Annotated in this window: 17 protein-coding genes and 1 riboswitch; of the genes, 8 read left to right on the top strand and 9 right to left on the bottom strand. The window is 39.3% G+C overall.

Translation table 11 applies throughout. From position 1 onward, the window contains the following. Nucleotides 1-25 precede the first annotated feature (25 nt). Together CL42_RS04260 and omp38 are read right to left on the bottom strand one after the other, a co-directional pair. Nucleotides 26-484 (bottom strand): OmpA family protein, encoded by a 459-nt coding sequence (locus CL42_RS04260; protein ID WP_035265532.1) that lies wholly within the window; start codon nt 482-484, stop codon nt 26-28. Nucleotides 485-592: 108 nt separating this feature from the next. Then, nucleotides 593-1645: an outer membrane protein Omp38 gene (omp38, locus tag CL42_RS04265; RefSeq protein ID WP_035265534.1), complete on the bottom strand. Its 1053-nt coding sequence runs from the start codon at nt 1643-1645 to the stop codon at nt 593-595. 372 nt (nt 1646-2017) lie between these two features. Here omp38 and CL42_RS04270 point away from each other — a divergent pair, with 372 nt between their 5' ends. Together CL42_RS04270 and CL42_RS04275 are read left to right on the top strand one after the other, a co-directional pair. Continuing rightward, nucleotides 2018-2548: a GspH/FimT family pseudopilin gene (locus CL42_RS04270; protein WP_035265536.1), complete on the top strand. Its 531-nt coding sequence runs from the start codon at nt 2018-2020 to the stop codon at nt 2546-2548. Nucleotides 2549-2649: 101 nt separating this feature from the next. Beyond that, on the top strand, nt 2650-3825 hold the full coding sequence (locus CL42_RS04275; protein WP_035265538.1) for a thiolase family protein: 1176 nt from the start codon (nt 2650-2652) through the stop codon (nt 3823-3825). A gap of 161 nt (nt 3826-3986) precedes the next feature. Here the strand turns inward: CL42_RS04275 and CL42_RS04280 are convergent, their stop codons facing one another. The 6 genes from CL42_RS04280 to CL42_RS04305 form a co-directional block, all read right to left on the bottom strand. Beyond that, nucleotides 3987-4973: a diaminopimelate dehydrogenase gene (locus CL42_RS04280; RefSeq protein ID WP_035265540.1), complete on the bottom strand. Its 987-nt coding sequence runs from the start codon at nt 4971-4973 to the stop codon at nt 3987-3989. 401 nt (nt 4974-5374) lie between these two features. Further along, nucleotides 5375-5860: a DUF934 domain-containing protein gene (locus tag CL42_RS04285; RefSeq protein WP_035265541.1), complete on the bottom strand. Its 486-nt coding sequence runs from the start codon at nt 5858-5860 to the stop codon at nt 5375-5377. Further along, nucleotides 5853-7496 (bottom strand): nitrite/sulfite reductase, encoded by a 1644-nt coding sequence (locus CL42_RS04290; RefSeq protein WP_035265542.1) that lies wholly within the window; start codon nt 7494-7496, stop codon nt 5853-5855. The genes CL42_RS04285 and CL42_RS04290 overlap by 8 nt, the downstream gene beginning before the upstream one ends. Nucleotides 7497-7726: 230 nt before the next feature. Next, nucleotides 7727-8239: a DUF1543 domain-containing protein gene (locus tag CL42_RS04295; protein ID WP_035265543.1), complete on the bottom strand. Its 513-nt coding sequence runs from the start codon at nt 8237-8239 to the stop codon at nt 7727-7729. Nucleotides 8240-8791: 552 nt separating this feature from the next. Further along, a complete protein-coding gene (gene trpB / locus CL42_RS04300) occupies nt 8792-10036 on the bottom strand; it encodes a tryptophan synthase subunit beta (RefSeq protein WP_035265544.1) in 1245 nt (414 codons plus the stop codon). Beyond that, entirely contained in the window at nt 10017-10661 is a 645-nt protein-coding gene (locus tag CL42_RS04305) for a phosphoribosylanthranilate isomerase (RefSeq protein WP_035265546.1), read from the bottom strand. Before CL42_RS04305 ends, trpB begins: the two co-directional genes overlap by 20 nt. A 142-nt stretch (nt 10662-10803) precedes the next feature. After that, a riboswitch (cobalamin riboswitch) is annotated at nt 10804-11020 on the top strand. A 36-nt stretch (nt 11021-11056) separates the two neighbouring features. Between CL42_RS04305 and CL42_RS04310 the strand changes: the two genes are divergently transcribed. From CL42_RS04310 to CL42_RS04330, 5 genes are all read left to right on the top strand, one after another. Continuing rightward, nucleotides 11057-12895 carry a TonB-dependent receptor plug domain-containing protein gene (locus CL42_RS04310; RefSeq protein WP_035265548.1) on the top strand — a complete coding sequence of 613 codons (1839 nt, stop codon included), beginning with the start codon at nt 11057-11059 and terminating at the stop codon, nt 12893-12895. 96 nt (nt 12896-12991) lie between these two features. Next, nucleotides 12992-13576: a cob(I)yrinic acid a,c-diamide adenosyltransferase gene (locus CL42_RS04315; protein ID WP_035265549.1), complete on the top strand. Its 585-nt coding sequence runs from the start codon at nt 12992-12994 to the stop codon at nt 13574-13576. 138 nt (nt 13577-13714) lie between these two features. Further along, nucleotides 13715-14428, top strand: coding sequence for a glycerophosphodiester phosphodiesterase (locus CL42_RS04320; RefSeq protein ID WP_035265555.1), 714 nt, complete (start codon nt 13715-13717; stop codon nt 14426-14428). A gap of 230 nt (nt 14429-14658) precedes the next feature. Next, nucleotides 14659-15825: an acyl-CoA desaturase gene (locus CL42_RS04325; protein WP_035265557.1), complete on the top strand. Its 1167-nt coding sequence runs from the start codon at nt 14659-14661 to the stop codon at nt 15823-15825. Between the two features lie 148 nt (nt 15826-15973). After that, the gene (locus CL42_RS04330; RefSeq protein ID WP_035265558.1) at nt 15974-17419 is read left to right on the top strand and encodes a protein adenylyltransferase SelO; all 1446 of its coding nucleotides are present in this window, start codon (nt 15974-15976) and stop codon (nt 17417-17419) included. 174 nt (nt 17420-17593) lie between these two features. Here CL42_RS04330 and CL42_RS04335 read toward each other — a convergent pair whose 3' ends face one another. After that, the gene (locus CL42_RS04335; RefSeq protein WP_035265560.1) at nt 17594-18652 is read right to left on the bottom strand and encodes an RNA-guided endonuclease InsQ/TnpB family protein; all 1059 of its coding nucleotides are present in this window, start codon (nt 18650-18652) and stop codon (nt 17594-17596) included. A 20-nt stretch (nt 18653-18672) separates the two neighbouring features. Here CL42_RS04335 and tnpA point away from each other — a divergent pair, with 20 nt between their 5' ends. Next, nucleotides 18673-19089 (top strand): IS200/IS605 family transposase, encoded by a 417-nt coding sequence (gene tnpA, locus CL42_RS04340; RefSeq protein WP_035265634.1) that lies wholly within the window; start codon nt 18673-18675, stop codon nt 19087-19089. Nucleotides 19090-19344 lie beyond the last annotated feature (255 nt).

Genomic DNA, 19344 nt, shown 5'->3' on the forward strand with positions numbered 1-19344 from the left:
TTTTTTTTATTATTAGATTCTGATCTTATTGTATTTTTAAGGTTAAATTCACTCGACGATTCAATGCTCGACCCTCTTCTGTCGTGTTATCAGCGATTGGCTGATTTGGGCCATAACCTTGAGTCGAAATTTGTTTAGGATCAACATTATATTGCATCACCAATTCATTACGGACAGCATTTGCTCGCTCAAGTGATACTTTTTGATTCGCTGCTATAGACCCTCGATTATCTGTATGCCCATCTACTTGAAGTATAAAACTTTTATTCTGCGCCAGAATTTTTGAAGCTGCTGTTAAATAAGGTTCATATCGGACATCTATTTGACGGGAATTGTGATTAAAATACAGCGGTAGACCTTGTTTTAATTCAATTAGTATCTTTTGATCCAAGTCTTGTACACCATTAGTTGATTGCATCTTTGTCGTTGTACAAGCTGCCAAAGTTAAAGCAATGCATAAGCTTGCTATTAAACTATATTTCATCTTTATTCTCATTGTGTAGTTGATTATATTTTGTGAAATATATCACATTTACAAAAAAGGGGTAAAAAAAACAGCTCCTAAGAGCTGTTTTTTACAATCTATTAAAGATTATTGAGCTGCTGCTTCAGGTTGAGCAACTACTGTGCGGCTACCAGAAATCGTAGCGAATACACGACGGTTCATCGCACGACCTTCTTTAGTTGCGTTGTCAGCAATTGGTTGATCCCAAGCGAAACCTTGAGTCGCTAAACGAGAAGCATCAATATTGTATTCGCTTACAAGAGCAGATTTCACAGAGTTAGCACGAGCTAAAGATAAACGTTCGTTCAACGCACGTGGACCAGTATTATCAGTGTGACCTTCAATACGAGCAGTTGCATTTGGATATTCGTTTAATTTTTCAGCTACTTTAGCAATTTCAGGCTTGTACTGATCTTTGATGTTAGACTTGTTCGTATCGAAGAATACGCGAAGTTCCATGTTAAGATCTTCAGTCAACTCTTGTGGAGCTGGTTGAACTGGAGCTGGAGCTGGTTGAACTGGAGCAACTTCTACTACTTCAGCAGCAGGCTTCAAGTGACCGCCTAAAACTACGTTAAGACCAGCAAGTGCTGTGTAGTTCCAGAAATCTTCGTCGATGTTATAAGTTGCACGAGCTTCTGTACGAAGAGATAGAGCATCATTTAAGCGCCAGAAAGCACCTACACCTGCATTACCTAAAGTACCTTCGTCATCTTTAAGATTTACACCATCGTATTCATATTTGTAGTGACCAGCACCCAAAAGAACGTATGGCTTAATTTTGCTGTCATAGTTCTTAGTGATTAAATCAGAAGTAACATAGAAGTTACCATTGATTTGAGTTTGCTTGTACTCGCCAACATCATTACCAGTAATTGTGCCTTCGATATCACCTTTTACTTGGTTATATTCAGCTTCAAAACCCAACCATGGAGTAAGTTCAATACCTAACGCAGCACCAACGAATAAATCGTCTTGTAATTCGATAATGCTGTCAGATAAGTGATCAGCAGCACCGTTGTTGTGTTGAGTGTCTTGGAATGTGTAACCCACTAATAGTGGAGTAACAGTTACACCAGCATTAGCAGCAGCGAATGGAGCAGCAACAAGCATAGCAAGTGCGATACGACTCAATTTCATGGATATCCTCCAGAGATAACAATTGTTTTTCAAGCTCAGCCTAAAATAATTATGGCTTCCTGAGATAGGCTTTTTTATACCCCAGTATTTTTTTTAAGCTACTCATGTTGAATCATACAAACACTTAAAGTGAATTCCAAGTGTTTGATTACTTTAATCAAGTAAATTATTGACAAAATTACTTACAATTTCCGTTGTAATTCGGTAATTTTTTACTCAATTTATCAGCATGAATAACTTATCTTTTCATTTTTGGTATATTAACAGCATTCAAAGGTGATAGTAATCATTTTTTAGCACTTCAGCTTATAATATAACTTCACCAAGATTATCTATAAATTCAAATAATTAACAAATACTAGAAGCTTTAAAATGTATTCCTATTGTAAATCTCTTGCTTTTACCCTTTTAGAACTCATTTTCACGATCGTCATTATTAGTATTCTTGTGATGATAGCACTCCCTCATTATCATGAATTTCGTGAAAATCAAGAAAGGGCGCAAATTCTTAGCACGGTACGGCAGGCTATCAGCCAAGCTAAAGCCAATGCTGTAAGTTACCGAAGCCCTGTGATTATCTGTGCTTCTCAAGATTTAAAATCGTGTACGAACAGTCAATGGCATAAAGGGTTTATCATCTTTCTAGATCAGAATCACAATCAAGAATTCGATCCTCACGAAAAGCTTATTCAAGCAACTTCGACAGATTACCAATATGGTGATTTCAGTTGGAAAGGTGGAGTTACCAGCAAGAATACGATCACCTTCCAACCAGACTCTGGTTTACCACGTGGATCAATGGGACATTTCAAATACTGTGCACATTCAAATAAATCAAATCTAATCGTTAGACTTTCAATGATGGGACAGACTCGTCTTGAAGAAGCTAAAACATGTGAATGACAACTTATCAGTCACATTTATCACGTTATAGTCAATATTAATTGTACTGATATTACATATACTCAAGCTGTAAAACAAAGCTAAATAAATTGGAGAGAATAATGACTGATATCGTCATCCTTAATGGTGCACGTACAGCAATGGGCGGCTTTCAGGGAAGTTTATCAAGTGTGACTGCACCAGAACTGGGTGCAGTGACCATTAAAGAGGCTATCTCACGCTCGGGTTTGCAGCCAGCAGACATTGAAGAAGTCATTATGGGTTGCGTTTTGCCTGCAGGTTTAAAACAAGGCCCTGCTCGCCAAGCCATGCGCAAAGCTGGACTACCTGACTCGACAGGTGCAGTGACAATCAATAAATTATGTGGGTCAGGCATGAAAGCTGTGATGCAAGCAGCTGATATGATTAAAGCTGGTTCAGCAAATTTTGTGGTTGCAGGCGGTATGGAGTCTATGACCAACGCTCCTTACATCTTACCTAAAGCACGTGGTGGTTACCGCATGGGTCATGGTGAAATCAAAGATCATATGTTCTTCGATGGTTTAGAAGATGCTGAAACGGGTCGTTTGATGGGCTCATTTGCTCAAGATATGGCCAATACTAAAGGCTATACCCGTGAGCAAATGGATGACTTTGCAATACGTTCATTAAAGCGTGCTCAAACTGCGATTACTGAAGGCTACTTCAAGGATGAAATCGTCCCTGTTACTGTGTCAACTCGTAAAGGAGATGTCGTTGTAGATAAAGATGAGCAACCTTTTAACGCAAACATCGATAAAATCCCAACACTTCGCCCAGCTTTTGCTAAAGATGGTACGATCACTGCTGCCAATGCCAGCTCGATCTCTGATGGTGCTTCAGCCTTGGTTATCAGCTCATCTGAGCAAGCACATGCAAAGGGTTTAAATCCTTTAGCCAAAATTGTGGCATATGCGTCTAATTCACAACATCCATCTGAATTTACGATTGCACCAGTGGGTGCAATCCAAAAGGTTCTCGATAAAACAGGTTGGAATGTCGCAGAGGTCGACCTTTGGGAAATCAATGAAGCTTTTGCAATGGTCACGATGTGTCCTATTGATGAGTTCAAACTTGACCCTGAAAAAGTAAATATCAACGGCGGAGCATGTGCTTTAGGACATCCAGTAGGATCTACAGGTTCACGGATTATTTTAACGTTAATCCATGCACTTAAACGCACAGGTGGTAAACGTGGTATTGCTGCGCTTTGTATCGGTGGTGGCGAAGCAACTGCAGTAGCGATTGAGTTAATCTAAAGCTTTTAAAGCCCCTCTTTTTCAAAGAGGGGCTTGGGGGAGATTTAAATCATCCCCCCCCTAACCCCTCCTTGACTAAAGGAGGGGAAATCAAAAAGCCTCTACTTAGCTAGAGGCTTTTTTATAATCTCAATTCAAAGCATAACTTTGAATTATTAGACTTAAAGAATTTCTTTACGAAGTTGCTCTGGAGATTTCATTGACAATAAGCCTGGTGCAACGTCAAATACAGTTTTCGCGCCATATTGACCCATTTGATTCATGCGGTAGCATGCACGTGCATAAGCCACAAGTACACTTGCAGTAAACTCAGGATTGCTATCTAATTTCAACGAAAACTCCATTACTTGAGTCTGCTCTGCACTACTATGACCACTGCGAATGACAAATCCACCGTGGGGCATACGATTATGCTCGTTACGAAGCGTTTCTTCATCAATGAAGTTCACAGTCGTGTTGTACTCTGCAAAATAGTCTGGCATGGTCACAATCGCCTGCTTTACGGCTTCAGCGTCAGCACCATTTTCAAGCACAACATAACATTCACGAGTATGTTTTTCTTTAGTGGTTAATATAGGACGTGAACCACTACGAACTTTATCAATCGCATCTTGTGATGGAATTGTATATTGGACACCTGCTTTAACACCTGCCACACGGCGAATCGCATCTGAGTGACCTTGGCTCAAACCTTTACCCCAGAAAGTATAGGTTTCACCATCTGGTAGTAATGCCTCACCAAATAAACGATTAATTGAGAACATGCCTGGATCCCAACCAATCGAAATCATTGCCGTTTTTTTGTTAGTAAGTGCACGCTCATTCACTGCTTCAAAAAACTCAGGAATACGTGCATGCGTATCAAAACTATCTACTGTGTTGAATTTACTTGCCAATTCAGGTGTTTGTTTTGGAAGATCATCTTTAGATCCACCACATAAGATCAACACATCAATTTTGTCCTGACGGTCATTTAAGTCATCCATATGAAAAACTTTCGTGTCACTAAAGCAAGGAGACACTGATTCAGGTGCACGGCGTGTAAAAATTCCCACAAGCTCTAAATCTGGGTTCTTGTGAATTGACGTTTCAACGCCACGACCGAGGTTGCCATAACCGACAATACCAATACGAATCAAATTTTGCATAACAACTGCTTCACTATTTAAATGATGGCAAGATCACTAGACTGAGTACTAAACATATACCGCAAAACAGTCTGATTGAATGGAGAAAAACCCGCACCAAAAATGATCAAATGAATACTAACATACTACAATAAACTGCACTTTTTTGGAGCAAATTTATCATTTAAATCAGTTTTAATCGATCAATTGAATCATATAAAAAACCGCTGCACTAAAGGCTTTGTCGCTATATATTTCTGAATGAATTAAAAAATTCTGCTCTAAATAGACATATGATTAAACTTTGACCTTCTATGTGTCATTTTGAATAGCGCTTAGGCTGAACTATGAATACCTAAATCTTGTTTCCATTAAATAAAAAAAGCTGAACCTAAGTTCAGCTTTTTTATCACTTAATAAAATTAAGCACCCGTTTGATAATTTGGTTTTGGTACAGCAGTCGACGCTTGATAAGGTTGAGTAAAGTCGTTTAAACCTGCCGCTGCTTCTGCAATGTCTTTACCTTCTTTAATCACGAAAGTATCGAAACCAGCACGCTTCATGTAGTTCAACACGTCTTTGAATACATCACCTGTTGCACGAAGTTCGCCTTGGAAGCCTTGGCGACGTAACAATGCGGCAAATGAATACCCACGACCATCATTAAAACCTGCAAACTCAATAAAAATTGCATCAAGCTGATCAAGTGGGAATTCATTATTTTCAGGTGAGGCATCTACGGTTAGGTAAAGTGCTTTTTTACCTGAAACATTGGCAAGCTGGTCTAACTGCTCCACCGTTAAAACCACATCACCTTGTGGCAATACGCCATCTTCACCAATCAGTTGATAAGTATTGTCTGCAATCGTGCCATTCTTAGAGAGCACTTGTAGTGCGGTATTAAGCATATGCACGCTCCTTAAATGGTTGAATTCCTACACGACGGTAAGTATCAATGAACTCTTCACCTTCTTGACGTAAATCAAGATAAGTGTTCAAAATTTCTTCCACCACATCTGGTACTTTTTCAGCAGCAAATGATGGTCCTAAGATGTCACCAATCGATGCATCATGGTCTGCATTACCACCCAATGTAATTTGGTAGAATTCTGCGCCTTTCTTATCGACACCTAAAATACCAATATTACCCACATGGTGATGACCACAGGCATTCATACAACCTGAAATGTTCAAGTCCAATTTACCTAAGTTGTAAATTGTATCTAGATCATCAAAACGGCGTGAAATCGCTTCAGAAATCGGAATGGATTTCGCATTTGCCAATGAACAGAAATCACCACCTGGACAGCAGATAATATCGGTTAAGAAACCAATGTGCGCGCGAGCCAAGTTATTCTTTTCAAGAATCGTCCAAAGCTCAAATAAATCTTTTTGCGGTACATCAACAAGGGCAATATTTTGCTCATGCGTGGTACGCAATTCACCAAAAGTGTACTTATCTGCAAGATCAGCAATCAAGTTCATTTCTTCAGTGGTCACGTCACCCGGTGCAACGCCTGCACGTTTCAATGAAATTGTTACGATGCGGTAACCTTTCACTTTGTGTGCATTGGTATTGATGTTAAACCATTGTTTGAATTTCGGATGTGTAGCAAACAGTTCTGAGAAGTCTTCATCTGCATAATCTTGGTACGCAAATGGTGTAAAGTTCTGGTCCATTTTCGCCAGAGTATCTACATCAACTTTTAAAGTTTTAATTGTATGCGCAAATTCAGCTTCAACTTTTTCAGCAAAAACTTCAGGTGTTAAAGCTTTTACCAAGATTTTGATACGAGCTTTATATTTGTTATCACGACGACCATGTAAGTTATACACACGAAGTACTGCTTCTAAGTAAGCAATAAGGTCTTCACGTGGTAACCACTCTTTGATCACAGCACCAATGATCGGTGTACGACCTAAACCACCGCCAACCATGATTTTATAGCCCATTTCACCCGCTTCATTGCGAACGATATACACTCCGATATCATGAAATGCTGTTGCAGCACGGTCGATTTCAGCAAGTGCAGAAACTGCGATCTTGAACTTACGTGGCAAGAATGCAAATTCTGGATGGAAAGTTGACCACTGACGAATCAATTCGCATGTCGGTCTTGGATCTTCAATTTCACCAGCAACGACACCTGCATATTGGTCTGTTGTTGTATTACGAATACAGTTACCAGATGTTTGAATCGCATGCATTTGAACTGATGCCAACTCTTGCAACATGTCTGGCACATTTTCTAATGCTGGCCAGTTAAATTGAAAGTTTTGACGAGTAGAAACGTGTGCATAACCACGGTCATACGCTTTAGCGAGTTCAGCAATTTTACGAAGCTGTTTAGAGTTCATCAAACCATAAGGTACAGCGACGCGAAGCATCGGCGCATAACGCTGAACATATAATCCATTTTGTAAACGTAATGGACGATATTCATCTTCAGTAAGCTTTCCAGCTAAATAACGTTCCGTTTGATCACGGAATTGTGCAACACGTTCATTGATCAGTTGCTGATCGAAATCAGTATATAAATACATGGCGTACAGCTAGTAGTTTAATTTTAACGAAGCACAGCATAGCTTTTATTCATCTATCAATAAAATGCGTTTTTTACATATTTAATAGCGGTTTTATTGATATGTAATCACTCGAATCACTGATATATAGACAAACTCTGGATTCCAGTACTTATTCCACATAAAGATTTTATTTAACTATTCTTAGCACATAAATTCATATAGATTGTAAATTTGTTCTTTATTAAAAATTATCCGATCGTGATGTATGTATTTTCCCAGTACCCTTCTTTAAATTGACCCTCAATCAATTGCACATAACGACCATGAACTTGATCAATGGCAATACAATCATCTACATCCAAAACTCGATCTGTGTGCTGTTTTTGCCAATCTTTTCCAAAGAATGATTTACCACGTTCTTTAGCCGATGCACTATTTAAAGCGGGTACTAATACATAACGATGTAGCTCTCCGAACTCTTTAACGTGGTACCCACCTAAATTAATCAGCCAGAGTTTCATTTCGTTTTCATTAGGAGCTGCATCTGTAAAATGGATTTGGAATTGCTGCTCATTATATTCCACTCCATTTACCTTCGCCCAAGCATCAATATGTAAGCCTTTCTGCTCACCAAACCAAGCATTTTTGAGTTGAGGATAGACTTCTTCTAGTGAATCCCCAACAGCCAAAACCACATCATGCACTTCAGTATTGGCACGTGCATGACGACCACCGAGCATTACAAGAAATAGGCTTGGCATGGTTGATTTCCTTTGGCTTTGACAAGACCATTAATCATACCTGAATTTGGATTTGCCACTACTGAAAAGAATGGATTGGCTGTGTTACTGATTTTTATACAGGGTTTAAAGATTAACCTGACCAATTCAACGATAATGGATACGTGGTGGCGACATGGATGTCCCCCGTTGAGCAGTATTACAAGAATGTAATATCTGCTCAACAGAAAGCCTTCGGTTACTTTGGGCTTTTCCAAAGTAACGTAAAAGTAAGTCCATGAAATAGCTCTTCAAATCTGAATCTCAAATAGATTCACACTCCAAACTGCCTTACTTTTTTTCGGTAAAAGTAACAAAATCATTTTGTATTTCTGATGATACTTGCCTGTATCACAGAAATACAGACGACATCCATGTCACCGATCCAAAAATCAAATTTTAGGAAAATATTTTAGCTTTTCTAGAGCGCATAAAAAAATCGCATCCAATGGCTTAAATGCGATTTTCTAAATAGCACCTCTCCCCTTACGAAGCAGTGCTTCTCATTCCAAAGGGAGAGGCTTAAAGGATGAATTACATTTCTACCATTTCCACGCCATCAATGCGTGCAACTGTCATTAAGTCTTTATCACCACGACCTGAAACCGTTGCAATAATAATTTGATCTTTAGACATCGTTGGAGCCAACTTAGTCACATATGCCATCGCATGCGAACTTTCAAGTGCAGGAATAATACCTTCAATCTTAGTTAAGTCGCGGAAGCCTTGTAATGCTTCATTGTCATTAATTGGAACATACTCAACACGCTTCATATCTTTTAAGAAGCTATGCTCTGGGCCTACACCAGGATAATCCAAACCTGCTGAAATTGAGTGTGTTTCAATAATCTGACCTTGTGCATCCGACATAAGATAAGTGCGGTTACCATGCAGCACACCAACATGACCAGCATTTAATGGAGCAGAGTGTTTACCAGTTTCAATACCGTAACCAGCAGCTTCGACACCGTACATTTTCACATCTTGATCATTCAGGAATGGATAGAACAAGCCCATCGCATTTGAACCACCGCCGACACAAGCAACCAGTGCATCTGGTAGACGACCTGCTTGCTCTTGAATTTGACGGCGTGCTTCACGACCAATGATCGATTGGAAATCACGTACCAATTGAGGATATGGATGTGGACCTGCAACTGTACCAATCACGTAATAGGTAGAATCGACATTTGTTACCCAATCACGCATGGCTTCATTCATGGCATCTTTTAATGTTTTAGAACCACTTTCGACAGGAACAACAGTCGCGCCCAATAAACGCATACGATATACATTCATCGCTTGGCGTTTCACATCATCTGCACCCATGTATACAACACATTCAAGCCCTAAACGCGCTGCGATGGTCGCTGTTGCCACACCATGTTGACCTGCACCAGTCTCAGCAATAATACGTTTTTTGCCTGATAACTTTGCCAGCAAAGCCTGACCAATCGTGTTATTTACTTTATGGGAGCCAGTATGGTTCAAGTCTTCTCGTTTTAGATAGATTTGTGCACCACCCAACTCCTTTGACCATCGCTCAGCATAATAAAGCGGACTTGGACGACCTACATAAAAAGCGAGGTCACGGTCGAATTCTGCCAAAAACTGTTCGTCATTTTTCATTCGGAAATACAGTTGCTCTAGATCTTCTAGTGCAGCCATTAGAGTTTCTGACACAAAACGTCCGCCATGGATACCGAAATGCCCTTTTGCATCAGGGTATTGGGTATAGTCAATCACTTGATCTTGTTGATTAACGGTTTGCTGATCCACGATGGACTCCTTGCATAAAGCGTTCTACGAGTTGTTGGTCTTTTATACCTTTTGCGGACTCTACACCGCCGCTCACATCCACAGCATATGCTTGTGTTGTAAGAATTGCTTGCTCGATATTGTCAGGGTTTAGTCCTCCTGCCAAGATCAATGGAATATTTAATTTTGGAAATGTTGTCCAATCAAAGCTGTGGCCTGTTCCGCCCTTTAAATCTGGATGCCATGCATCCAACAACACAGCACTCGCACCAAACTTTTGATATTTATTGATTTCTTCAACGATATCTAGTTCTGGTTTTACTTGAATTGCTTTATACCAGCGGCGACCCACTGCCTGAGCAATTTGTTTGCACTGTTCTGGACTTTCATCGCCATGAAACTGCAAAATATCTAAAGGGACTTTTTTAAGTATGTTTTGGATCTCTTCGGCTGAACTATTAACAAATAATCCAACTGATTGCACATAAGCAGGAATCGCTTGAACCAACAGTGATGCTTGCTCAACATCTACGTGTCTTGGACTTGGTGGAAAAAACACAAATCCTATAGCATCCGCACCAGCTTGCACAACAGCTTGGACATCTTCTAATCGGGTAATTCCGCATATTTTTGCACGAGTTCGCATCTATTCTAGCTCTAATCCACCCTCATCATAGCCGATCTATCATTTTTGGGCGCTTCATTGTAAAGCAATTTTTTCATCTTGCGTAAAGTTCACTCAGAATATTCGGTGTGAAGATTGTTTAAATGAGAAGCGCTCTTTATACTGCGCTCAAATTGCAACAAGTCAAAGCAATCGCTTTAGGGAAGTTGGTGAAAATCCAACACTGCCCCCGCAACGGTAAAAAATGAAAAACATTTCTCAATAGATTTCTGATTTTTAGAGATTTACACCACTGCATGTCATATGTGGGAAGGTGGAAATGTAAGTAATCCAGTTACTACATTTGAGTCCGGATACCTGCTTGTTGTGTTCTTCCACTCAATCATTCACGGGGAAGTGAATGTATGGAGCACGTTATGTCTATTCAATGTCAACCAACAGCTTTGGTTGGTGCAATCGCTATTGCGATGGGTTTTACTACATCAGTTTTTGCTCAAGAACAAACAACTTCTAATGCAACTTTAGAAACTATTGTAATCACAGCTACTCGCTCAGAAGAAAAGCTTGAAAACGTACCTGCACGTATTTCAATTATCCAGCCACAGATTCTCGAACAGTCACCAATTAAAGCTCTGCCAGACCTACTTAAAACAGATCCTAGCATTAACGTGGTTCAATCTGGCGGTTACGGTCAACAAACTTCAATTTTTTTACGAGGCACGAATTCAAATCAAACTCTAGTGCTACGTGACGGCGTCCGCTTAAATACAGCGACAACTGGTGCTGCCTCTATTCCATTTTTAGACACCACTGATCTTAAACAAATTGAAGTTCTAAAAGGTCCAGCATCTGTACTTTATGGAACTGATGCAATTGGAGGGGTGGTTCAATTTGTCACGCGCACACCAGAAAAAACTACAGCTTTTATTACAGGTGAAATTGGTGAAAATAACACCTATAAATCGATTGTTGGCGCAGATTTAGCTGAAAATGGCATCTATGCACAAGTTCGAGGTCAAATATTAGAAACTGACGGTACGCCAGTATTTAATATGAATGATAAACGTAACTATAGCTTTGATCAAAAAGGTTATAGTGCCAAGTTTGGTATAGATCAAAAACGTTATGCTGCATCTTTAGATTTCAGTCAGAACTCAGGAAATGGGGAATACAACAACTGGGGTACATTCTCAAGTCAAGATTTTGAAAATGAAATCATAAATGCAAAGGGACGCATTAACCCAACTGATCAGCTTGAAGTTCATGCACGTTTATCCCAATTTAAAGATGATTTGGAGCAAGTAACTTCTAATAGTTTTGTACACAGTACAACTCAAGAGGCTGAGCTTTATAGCAAATGGAATTATGTACCAGCCCAAAATATTCTAGTTGGTGTGACCCAACGTAATATTGAAGCTAAAACCGATGCATTAAACGAAGATATTAATTCAACAGGTTACTATATTCAGCATCAATATCAAGCCGATGGCTTGAGTACGCAAGCTGGCATCCGCTTAGAAGACAATGAAAAGTTTGGTTCACACACAGTCATGCAGGGTGCACTCAGATACCAATTGCTTCCTACAACAAGTATTTACACCAATGTTGGCACTGCATTTAAAGCACCTACATTAAATGATCTATATGCCTATGGTGGTAATGAACAACTTAAGCCAGAAGAAAGCATTTCTTATGAAATTGGTATTGATCAAAAACTCCCACTTAATATTTCATTGGGTGCTTCTGCTTTCTATACCAAAGTTGATAATCTAATTAATTCAATCTGCGTCAGTACTTGTGATGGCGATTGGGTGAATACGTTCCCAACTTACCAAAACCAAAACGTTGATAAAGCACAAATGACAGGCGGTGAATTGACAGCACAGTGGACAAATGATCAGTACTTTATCAATGCAGGCTATACATATATCAAAACTGAAGATACTGAAAAAAATACTGAGTTATTACGTCGTCCTCGTCAATCAGTTACTGTTTCAGCAGGTTTACAAAATGCAAATTATGGTTTAAGTGCTTCGCTCGTTGCCAAATCAAAAGCAAAGGATTTTAGCCAAGATATTCCAGGATATGCTCGAGTAGACTTAAATGCATTCTGGAACCTTAACCCGCATGTAAAACTGTTTACCAATATTGAAAACGTTGGTGATGTGAACTATAAAACTGTTCACAGTGCTGGTGAGCAATATTATGTCAATGGTGGACGTTTAGCTTCTGCTGGTGTGACATTCAGATACTAAGCATTCTTTGACTCATAAATACTTTTGAGAATCATGTCATGCCTATGGCATGATTCTTTTCATATCTAGCACTTAAAAAAATTTAAAGGAAACCTCATGGGTCACCGTTTAAGTAAAATTTATACCCGCACGGGAGATACGGGCACTACCGGACTAGGCGATGGTTCACGTGTACCTAAAGATGATTTACGTATCGATGCGTTAGGTGATGTCGATGAACTCAATGCGACCATTGGTGTATTACGTTCGCACATTGCTTTAAGTAGCATTGAAGACAAAGCTCAATGGGATAAATCACTCAGTCTGATTCAACATTGGTTATTTGATTTAGGCGGCGAAGTCTGCATTCCTGGATTTAACTTGGTTCAACCAGTATGTATTGAATTTTTAGAAAATGATATTGATCGTATGAACGAAGCATTACCCATGCTAAAAGACTTTATTTTGCCAGCTGGTACATTAGTCTGCAGTTTTGCTCATCAAGCACGTGCTGTCTGCCGTAGAGCTGAACGTAGCGTGATGTCTGTTCATCAACGTGATCAAAATATCCAAGCCACATCATTGCAACTTTTGAACCGCTTATCTGATTGGTTATTCGTCGCATCTCGTACCTTACAACGTGCTGAAGGTGGCTCAGAAGTGCTTTGGCAAAAGAATATCAATGAGACGATTGAGGCCTGACCTTAAAAGTGTAAAAAGGTCTGCATGTTGATTGCCCCATCCACTTAAAATGCTTTTTTAATCAAAATTTTGATTAAAAATCGTCATATTTCATTCATGATTTAGCACTAAAATCACCCTGAAATTTCAGGGTGTTTTATGAAAATAATTGGTCATCGTGGTGCGCGTGGGGAAGCACCTGAAAACACCCTCGGTGGATTTCAATATATTCAAGATATTGGTATCCGCGCTGTAGAATTTGACGTTCGTCAACTCAAAGATAATGCGCTGATCGTGATGCATGATGATGACTTTGTTCGTACTACGGGCCAAGCTAAACATTTATACGAATGTGATGAGCAAGATTTAGCGCAGTATAATCATGCCGTAACGTGGTCTGAATGGAATAAAGTCGAAGCTACACCGCTACTCGATCAAACCCTCAAAATTATTCATAATTTTAATCATATTGAAGTTGAGGTCAAAGCTGTTGAATCGATGAAGGCCGCAGAAAAGATTGTCGAAGCCTTAGATCAACAATTAATAGGCTTTGAAGATTCCGCCATTATCACCAGTTTCGATCCTAAAATTCATCAAGCCCTTCAACAGCAAAAATCAAGGTTTAAGCGTGGATTACTGGTTGAAACCGATATAAAGCATGCAGCCATTGATCAAGCTTTGAAATTTGAATGTTGTCAAATTGGTTGGATGAACGAACTTGCTACAAATGAGATCATTGCATCCACACTTTCCGCAAATTTAAATATTAGTATTTGGACAGTCAATCATATAGATCGTGCGAAACAGCTTAAAGATTTAGGAGTTCAAGGCTTAATTACTGATTATCCCAAGTTAATGATGTCTCACCTATAATCTATTTAAATTCATAACTTTATTTGATTATTTTTTCTAATTTATTTTTTGAAATTCGTCCAAAGTCGAATTTATACAATGATGTATTCTGTTACGGTTTAAACAATACAACTGTACAATAATGCTAGTGAACACATGTTCGCCCATGTTAGTATTAACGAGTCTAACCTCACAAATTTGTGAGTGGATTTAGTTTTAACCTATTAAAGGTTCTAGGAGTGCTGTTGGAGATGAATGCTCCCCTACCCAAAGCCCCAATCAACTGGATTGCAGTATTTGCATTGGTGTTTTTACCTATTGTCGCCGTTATTGCGATTCCACTTTATGCTTATCATCATGATTTCTCGCTCGCTGCGTGGATCAGCATGTTTGCGCTGTTGGGTCTGAGCAGTCTTGGTATTACCGCAGGTTATCACCGCTTATGGGCACATCGTGCTTATGAAGCGACTGTACCACTCAAAATCATTTTAATGATTATGGGAACCTTTGCTGTACAAAACAGCATTTTGTATTGGGCCTCAGGTCACCGTACCCATCATCGTCATGTTGATGATGTAGAAAAAGATCCCTACTCAATTAACAATGGCTTCTGGTACGCGCACATCGGTTGGATGCTACGCAACTATCCAGCAGCTGAAGCAAATTACAAAAACGCCCCTGATTTATTGGCTGACAAAATTGTCATGTTCCAAGATAAATATTACATCCCTCTCGTGATTGTCGTTCATGCCGCTATTCTTCTTCCTATTGGATGGGCAGTTGGTGATGTCTGGGGAGTATTATTGTTGGGTGGTTTAATGCGCTTAATTTTAAGCCATCATGTGACTTTCTTTATCAACTCGCTATGCCATATGTGGGGCAAACGTCCGTACACAGATGAAAATACTGCACGTGACAACTTTGTTCTTGCTATTGCGACTTGGGGTGAGGGTTATCATAACTACCATCATATCTTCCAATACGACTATCGCAATGGCGTAAAATGGTGGCAATACGACCCAACTAAATGGTTGATCTGGACGTGTTCAAAACTAGGGCTAGCAAAAAACTTACGACGTATTCCAAGCTTTAATATTAAAAAAGCTGAGCTTGCAATGAAGTTTAAATATGCGCAACAAGATCTCGCTGTTTACGGCCATAACGTGAATGATGATATCGTGACAGTTAAAACAAAAATTGCTCAAGAATATGAAGCATTTACGCAAACTCTAAATGATTGGGCGAAGCTTAAAGAGCAAGAAATTAATGCCAAAAAAGCAGCTGTTGCTGAAAAAATTCACCTAATGGATAGCAAACTGAAAGTTGAATTCCAATTGGTTGAACAACGTTTATCTCATCATAGAGAGACATTGAACTTATTGGTTCGTAATTTAAAGAAATCACCAGTATCTGAATAACTCATTCAAGAGACTCTTCAGTTACTCCAAAGCTCCGTTGATCGGGGCTTTTTTTATTTTTTCGGTACCATTTCCAATGTAGCAGTCACAGTTTTATGTATCGAATTTTGCTATAGTCAAAGTTGTTCATCACATTTTGAAAAATTATATGCAGTTCAATTCTCGCTATAACACACTACCCGTTCGACTGTATCATCATCAACAACCTCTTCCTCTAAAAGGGGCTAAACCTGGTCATTTTAATGAAGTACTTGCAGATGAGTTACTGTGGACTCAAGAAGATAAAATGAACTGGGTAGAAATCTGTAGCGGGCAAAAAACTTTTGCCGAGTTTGAACCTTTGGCGATGGTATACGCGGGTCACCAATTTGGACAATGGGCTGGACAGCTTGGTGACGGTCGCGGTTTACTCATTGCTCAAATTCTAGATCAAAATAACAATACGGTCGATTTACACCTTAAAGGTGCTGGCTGTACTCCCTATTCTCGCCGAGGTGATGGTCGTGCAGTGTTACGTTCGGTTATTCGTGAATATTTGGCTGGACACGCCCTCAATGCTCTGGGTGTTCAATCTAGTAATGCGATTGGTTTTGTATCATCAGATCAAGGTATACAACGAGAAAAACTTGAACGTGGCGCGATGATGTTGCGTACGTGTGATACACATATTCGCTTAGGTCACTTTGAGTGGATTAATCAATTTCAGCCAGATCTACTGCAAGAATTTACACAAAAGTGCATTGAATGGCACTACCCTGAATGTTTGGAGACAGAACAACCTGTTCTTTCTTTTGCAACTCAAGTCATTCAACGTACTGCGATCATGATCGCCAAGTGGCAACTGATTGGTTTTGCCCATGGGGTTATGAACACTGACAACCTGAATATTACCGGTTCAACTTTAGATTTCGGACCTTATGGTTTTATGGAGCGTTTCCGTCCTAATTGGATCAACAATCATTCTGATTACCAAGGACGCTATACGTATCAGAACCAACCGAGTATCGGGCACTGGAATTTATGGACTTGGTTAAATAGCCTCATTCATCTCTGTCCAGAAAATTATGATCGAGAGCAATGGAAACAAGACTTGTCTTCGTGTTTAGAACACTATGAACCGACGTTCCTGGAGCACTATAAACTTGGTTTAAGTCAAAAAATGGGATTACCAAATTTTCATAAAGATAGCTTTGATTGTGCTATGGCTTTCCTACATATTTTACAAACAGAACAACTTGATTACACCCAAAGTTTTATTCGTTTACAGAATAAAGCGTATGAACAAATCAAAGATGATTGCCTTGATCGTATCGCATTTGAACGGTTTCTTCACCAATATCTCTCTATACGAGAAAATCAAGACACTGACGATCTCGATCAAGGGATGTTAACAGCCAATCCACACTACGTTCTACGAAACCATATGGCACAGAAAGCAATTGAACTTGCTGAACGTGATGATTTCTCTGAAGTTGATCGCTTGTTCAAACTTCTTCAAACACCATACACCAAACAAGAACATCTTGAACAACCAGAAGACTTAGGCCCTTTAGCTAGTGATATCCCTGAAATTCAAGTCAGTTGTTCATCATAAGTTATTCACAAACCTCACTCATTCTGTGGATAATTTAATCATTATCCACAATACCCATTCGTTTTTACTATGCATTTGCATCAATTGGCAGCATCACAAGCTTTAAAACTTCCTGAAGTCACTGTCAGTCAACCGTTTGGTGAGGGATGTGATGTTTTTGACACCCTCCCCGACCTAAAGGACGGGGATTCCTCCTGCGAGACGCTCATGTCCGAGCGCAAGAATGTTTAGTGCGGAATTTATATCACGATCATGGAGTGTACCGCACTCCATGCACTGCCATTCTCTTATTCCAAGACCTGTTCTACCTTTCGGACTACTGAAGCGTGAGCCACAGCACGAACAAGTTTGGGTGGTATAGGCTTCATTGACTTCCTCAAACAATACCCCTGCGTTCTCGCATTTATACTTGAGCATTGTTTTGAGTGCTGAGAATCCTGTATCTAAAACAGATTTAGCCATTTTAGTTTTGACAAGCTTCTTGGCACTCAAGTCACCTACAATGATGAGTGCATTTTCTTTTACAAGCTTTGAGCTTACTTTATGCAAATAATCTTTACGACAATTCGCAATCTTAGCGTGTAATGCACGTACTCTTTTTTTATTCTTTGCACGTTGAGCTACCCCTAATTTCTGCTCGTATTTCCGATAGAACTTAGGATTCGAAATGATTGTACCATCAGAACAGGTAGCAATATCTTTTAAGCCCAGATCAATACCGATTGCTTTGGTTGCTGTTTGTTTTTCTTGCTTAGGGGAGTCCACAACTAGGCATGCATACCAACGTCCTCGACTATCTTCGACAAACGAGCCTGTTTTGATATTGTATTTTGATAGTCCATAGCTATCCCATAGTTTGAATTGATGCTTGCCGTATTGGATATACCCATCAGCATATTTCACAGCAACTTTTTTAAATGGAATCCAGCCGAGAGAACGTCTAGCAGATTTTTTATTAGTAACACGCCAATTTAACTTTGCTTTTTTAAATTGCTTTCTTCGGGTGACTAATTCTTCCGTAATGGCTTGCACCGTCTGACTATGCAGATTGCATTCTTTTGATGTACCTTTTGTGTACTTGGAAATATCATAGGCTGAGAGAAACTCACCTTTTCTTTTTAGATGTTTAAAACCCAAATCATTGACATAGTTCCAGACAAAGTTCACCTCAGATGCTAGTTGGTCTAACACCTTGCAATGTTTGTCTTTTATGCGTAATTTAAGTGTTTTCATCATTAGAATATATTTGGTCTATGAGTGATAGTCAAGAGATTAGAACAGGTCGTCACTGTGTTTTTAATATGCACGTTCATTTGGTCTTTGTAGCTAAATATCGTAGAGATGTTTTTACAAAACCAATGCTTGAAACAATGCATGAAGTGTTTGAACGTGTCTGTTTGGACTTTGAGGCTGAGTTAGTAGAATTTGATGGTGAACATGATCATGTCCACTTACTTGTAAACTATCCACCAAAAATAGCAATCTCTAGCTTAGTAAATAGCTTAAAAGGTGCTTCTAGCCGTATTCTACGCACTAAACACCCTGAAATTAAAAACAAACTATGGGGAAATGCTTTGTGGTCGCCTAGTTACTTCGCTGCATCATGTGGCGGTGCGCCAATTGGAATTATTAAACAATACATTCAACAACAACAACAAACACCGCATTAGTGGCTTGCGCCAGTCGCTTATATCCTCGGGCTAAACCCCGAGGTTTTACGCTCCAATGGATAAAAAAAAATATATTAGTGTTTTGATCGAAAAATATAGATATTGTTTTTATATGGTTGATGATGTTGATCCTATAGTAAAAGCTAGAGTCGAAGCTTACTTTAAATAAAAATACGATAGCCACCTCTAATAAGCTCATATCCTAACAAAGTTACATGAAAGTTGCATATGAAATGGCCAATTGTAGAGACCCTA

The sequence above is a fragment of the Acinetobacter sp. Ver3 genome (genome assembly GCF_000632455.1).
Classification (GTDB): domain Bacteria; phylum Pseudomonadota; class Gammaproteobacteria; order Pseudomonadales; family Moraxellaceae; genus Acinetobacter.

Excerpts from the sequence above, each read along its gene's own strand:
- CL42_RS04260 (WP_035265532.1), bottom strand. The coding sequence starts at position 484 with ATGAAATATAGTTTAATAGCAAGCTTATGCATTGCTTTAACTTTGGCA.
- omp38 (WP_035265534.1), bottom strand. The coding sequence starts at position 1,645 with ATGAAATTGAGTCGTATCGCACTTGCTATGCTTGTTGCTGCTCCATTC.
- CL42_RS04270 (WP_035265536.1), top strand. The coding sequence starts at position 2,018 with ATGTATTCCTATTGTAAATCTCTTGCTTTTACCCTTTTAGAACTCATT.
- CL42_RS04275 (WP_035265538.1), top strand. The coding sequence starts at position 2,650 with ATGACTGATATCGTCATCCTTAATGGTGCACGTACAGCAATGGGCGGC.
- CL42_RS04280 (WP_035265540.1), bottom strand. The coding sequence starts at position 4,973 with ATGCAAAATTTGATTCGTATTGGTATTGTCGGTTATGGCAACCTCGGT.
- CL42_RS04285 (WP_035265541.1), bottom strand. The coding sequence starts at position 5,860 with ATGCTTAATACCGCACTACAAGTGCTCTCTAAGAATGGCACGATTGCA.
- CL42_RS04290 (WP_035265542.1), bottom strand. The coding sequence starts at position 7,496 with ATGTATTTATATACTGATTTCGATCAGCAACTGATCAATGAACGTGTT.
- CL42_RS04295 (WP_035265543.1), bottom strand. The coding sequence starts at position 8,239 with ATGCCAAGCCTATTTCTTGTAATGCTCGGTGGTCGTCATGCACGTGCC.
- CL42_RS04305 (WP_035265546.1), bottom strand. The coding sequence starts at position 10,661 with ATGCGAACTCGTGCAAAAATATGCGGAATTACCCGATTAGAAGATGTC.
- CL42_RS04310 (WP_035265548.1), top strand. The coding sequence starts at position 11,057 with ATGTCTATTCAATGTCAACCAACAGCTTTGGTTGGTGCAATCGCTATT.
- CL42_RS04315 (WP_035265549.1), top strand. The coding sequence starts at position 12,992 with ATGGGTCACCGTTTAAGTAAAATTTATACCCGCACGGGAGATACGGGC.
- CL42_RS04320 (WP_035265555.1), top strand. The coding sequence starts at position 13,715 with ATGAAAATAATTGGTCATCGTGGTGCGCGTGGGGAAGCACCTGAAAAC.
- CL42_RS04325 (WP_035265557.1), top strand. The coding sequence starts at position 14,659 with ATGAATGCTCCCCTACCCAAAGCCCCAATCAACTGGATTGCAGTATTT.
- CL42_RS04330 (WP_035265558.1), top strand. The coding sequence starts at position 15,974 with ATGCAGTTCAATTCTCGCTATAACACACTACCCGTTCGACTGTATCAT.
- CL42_RS04335 (WP_035265560.1), bottom strand. The coding sequence starts at position 18,652 with ATGAAAACACTTAAATTACGCATAAAAGACAAACATTGCAAGGTGTTA.
- tnpA (WP_035265634.1), top strand. The coding sequence starts at position 18,673 with ATGAGTGATAGTCAAGAGATTAGAACAGGTCGTCACTGTGTTTTTAAT.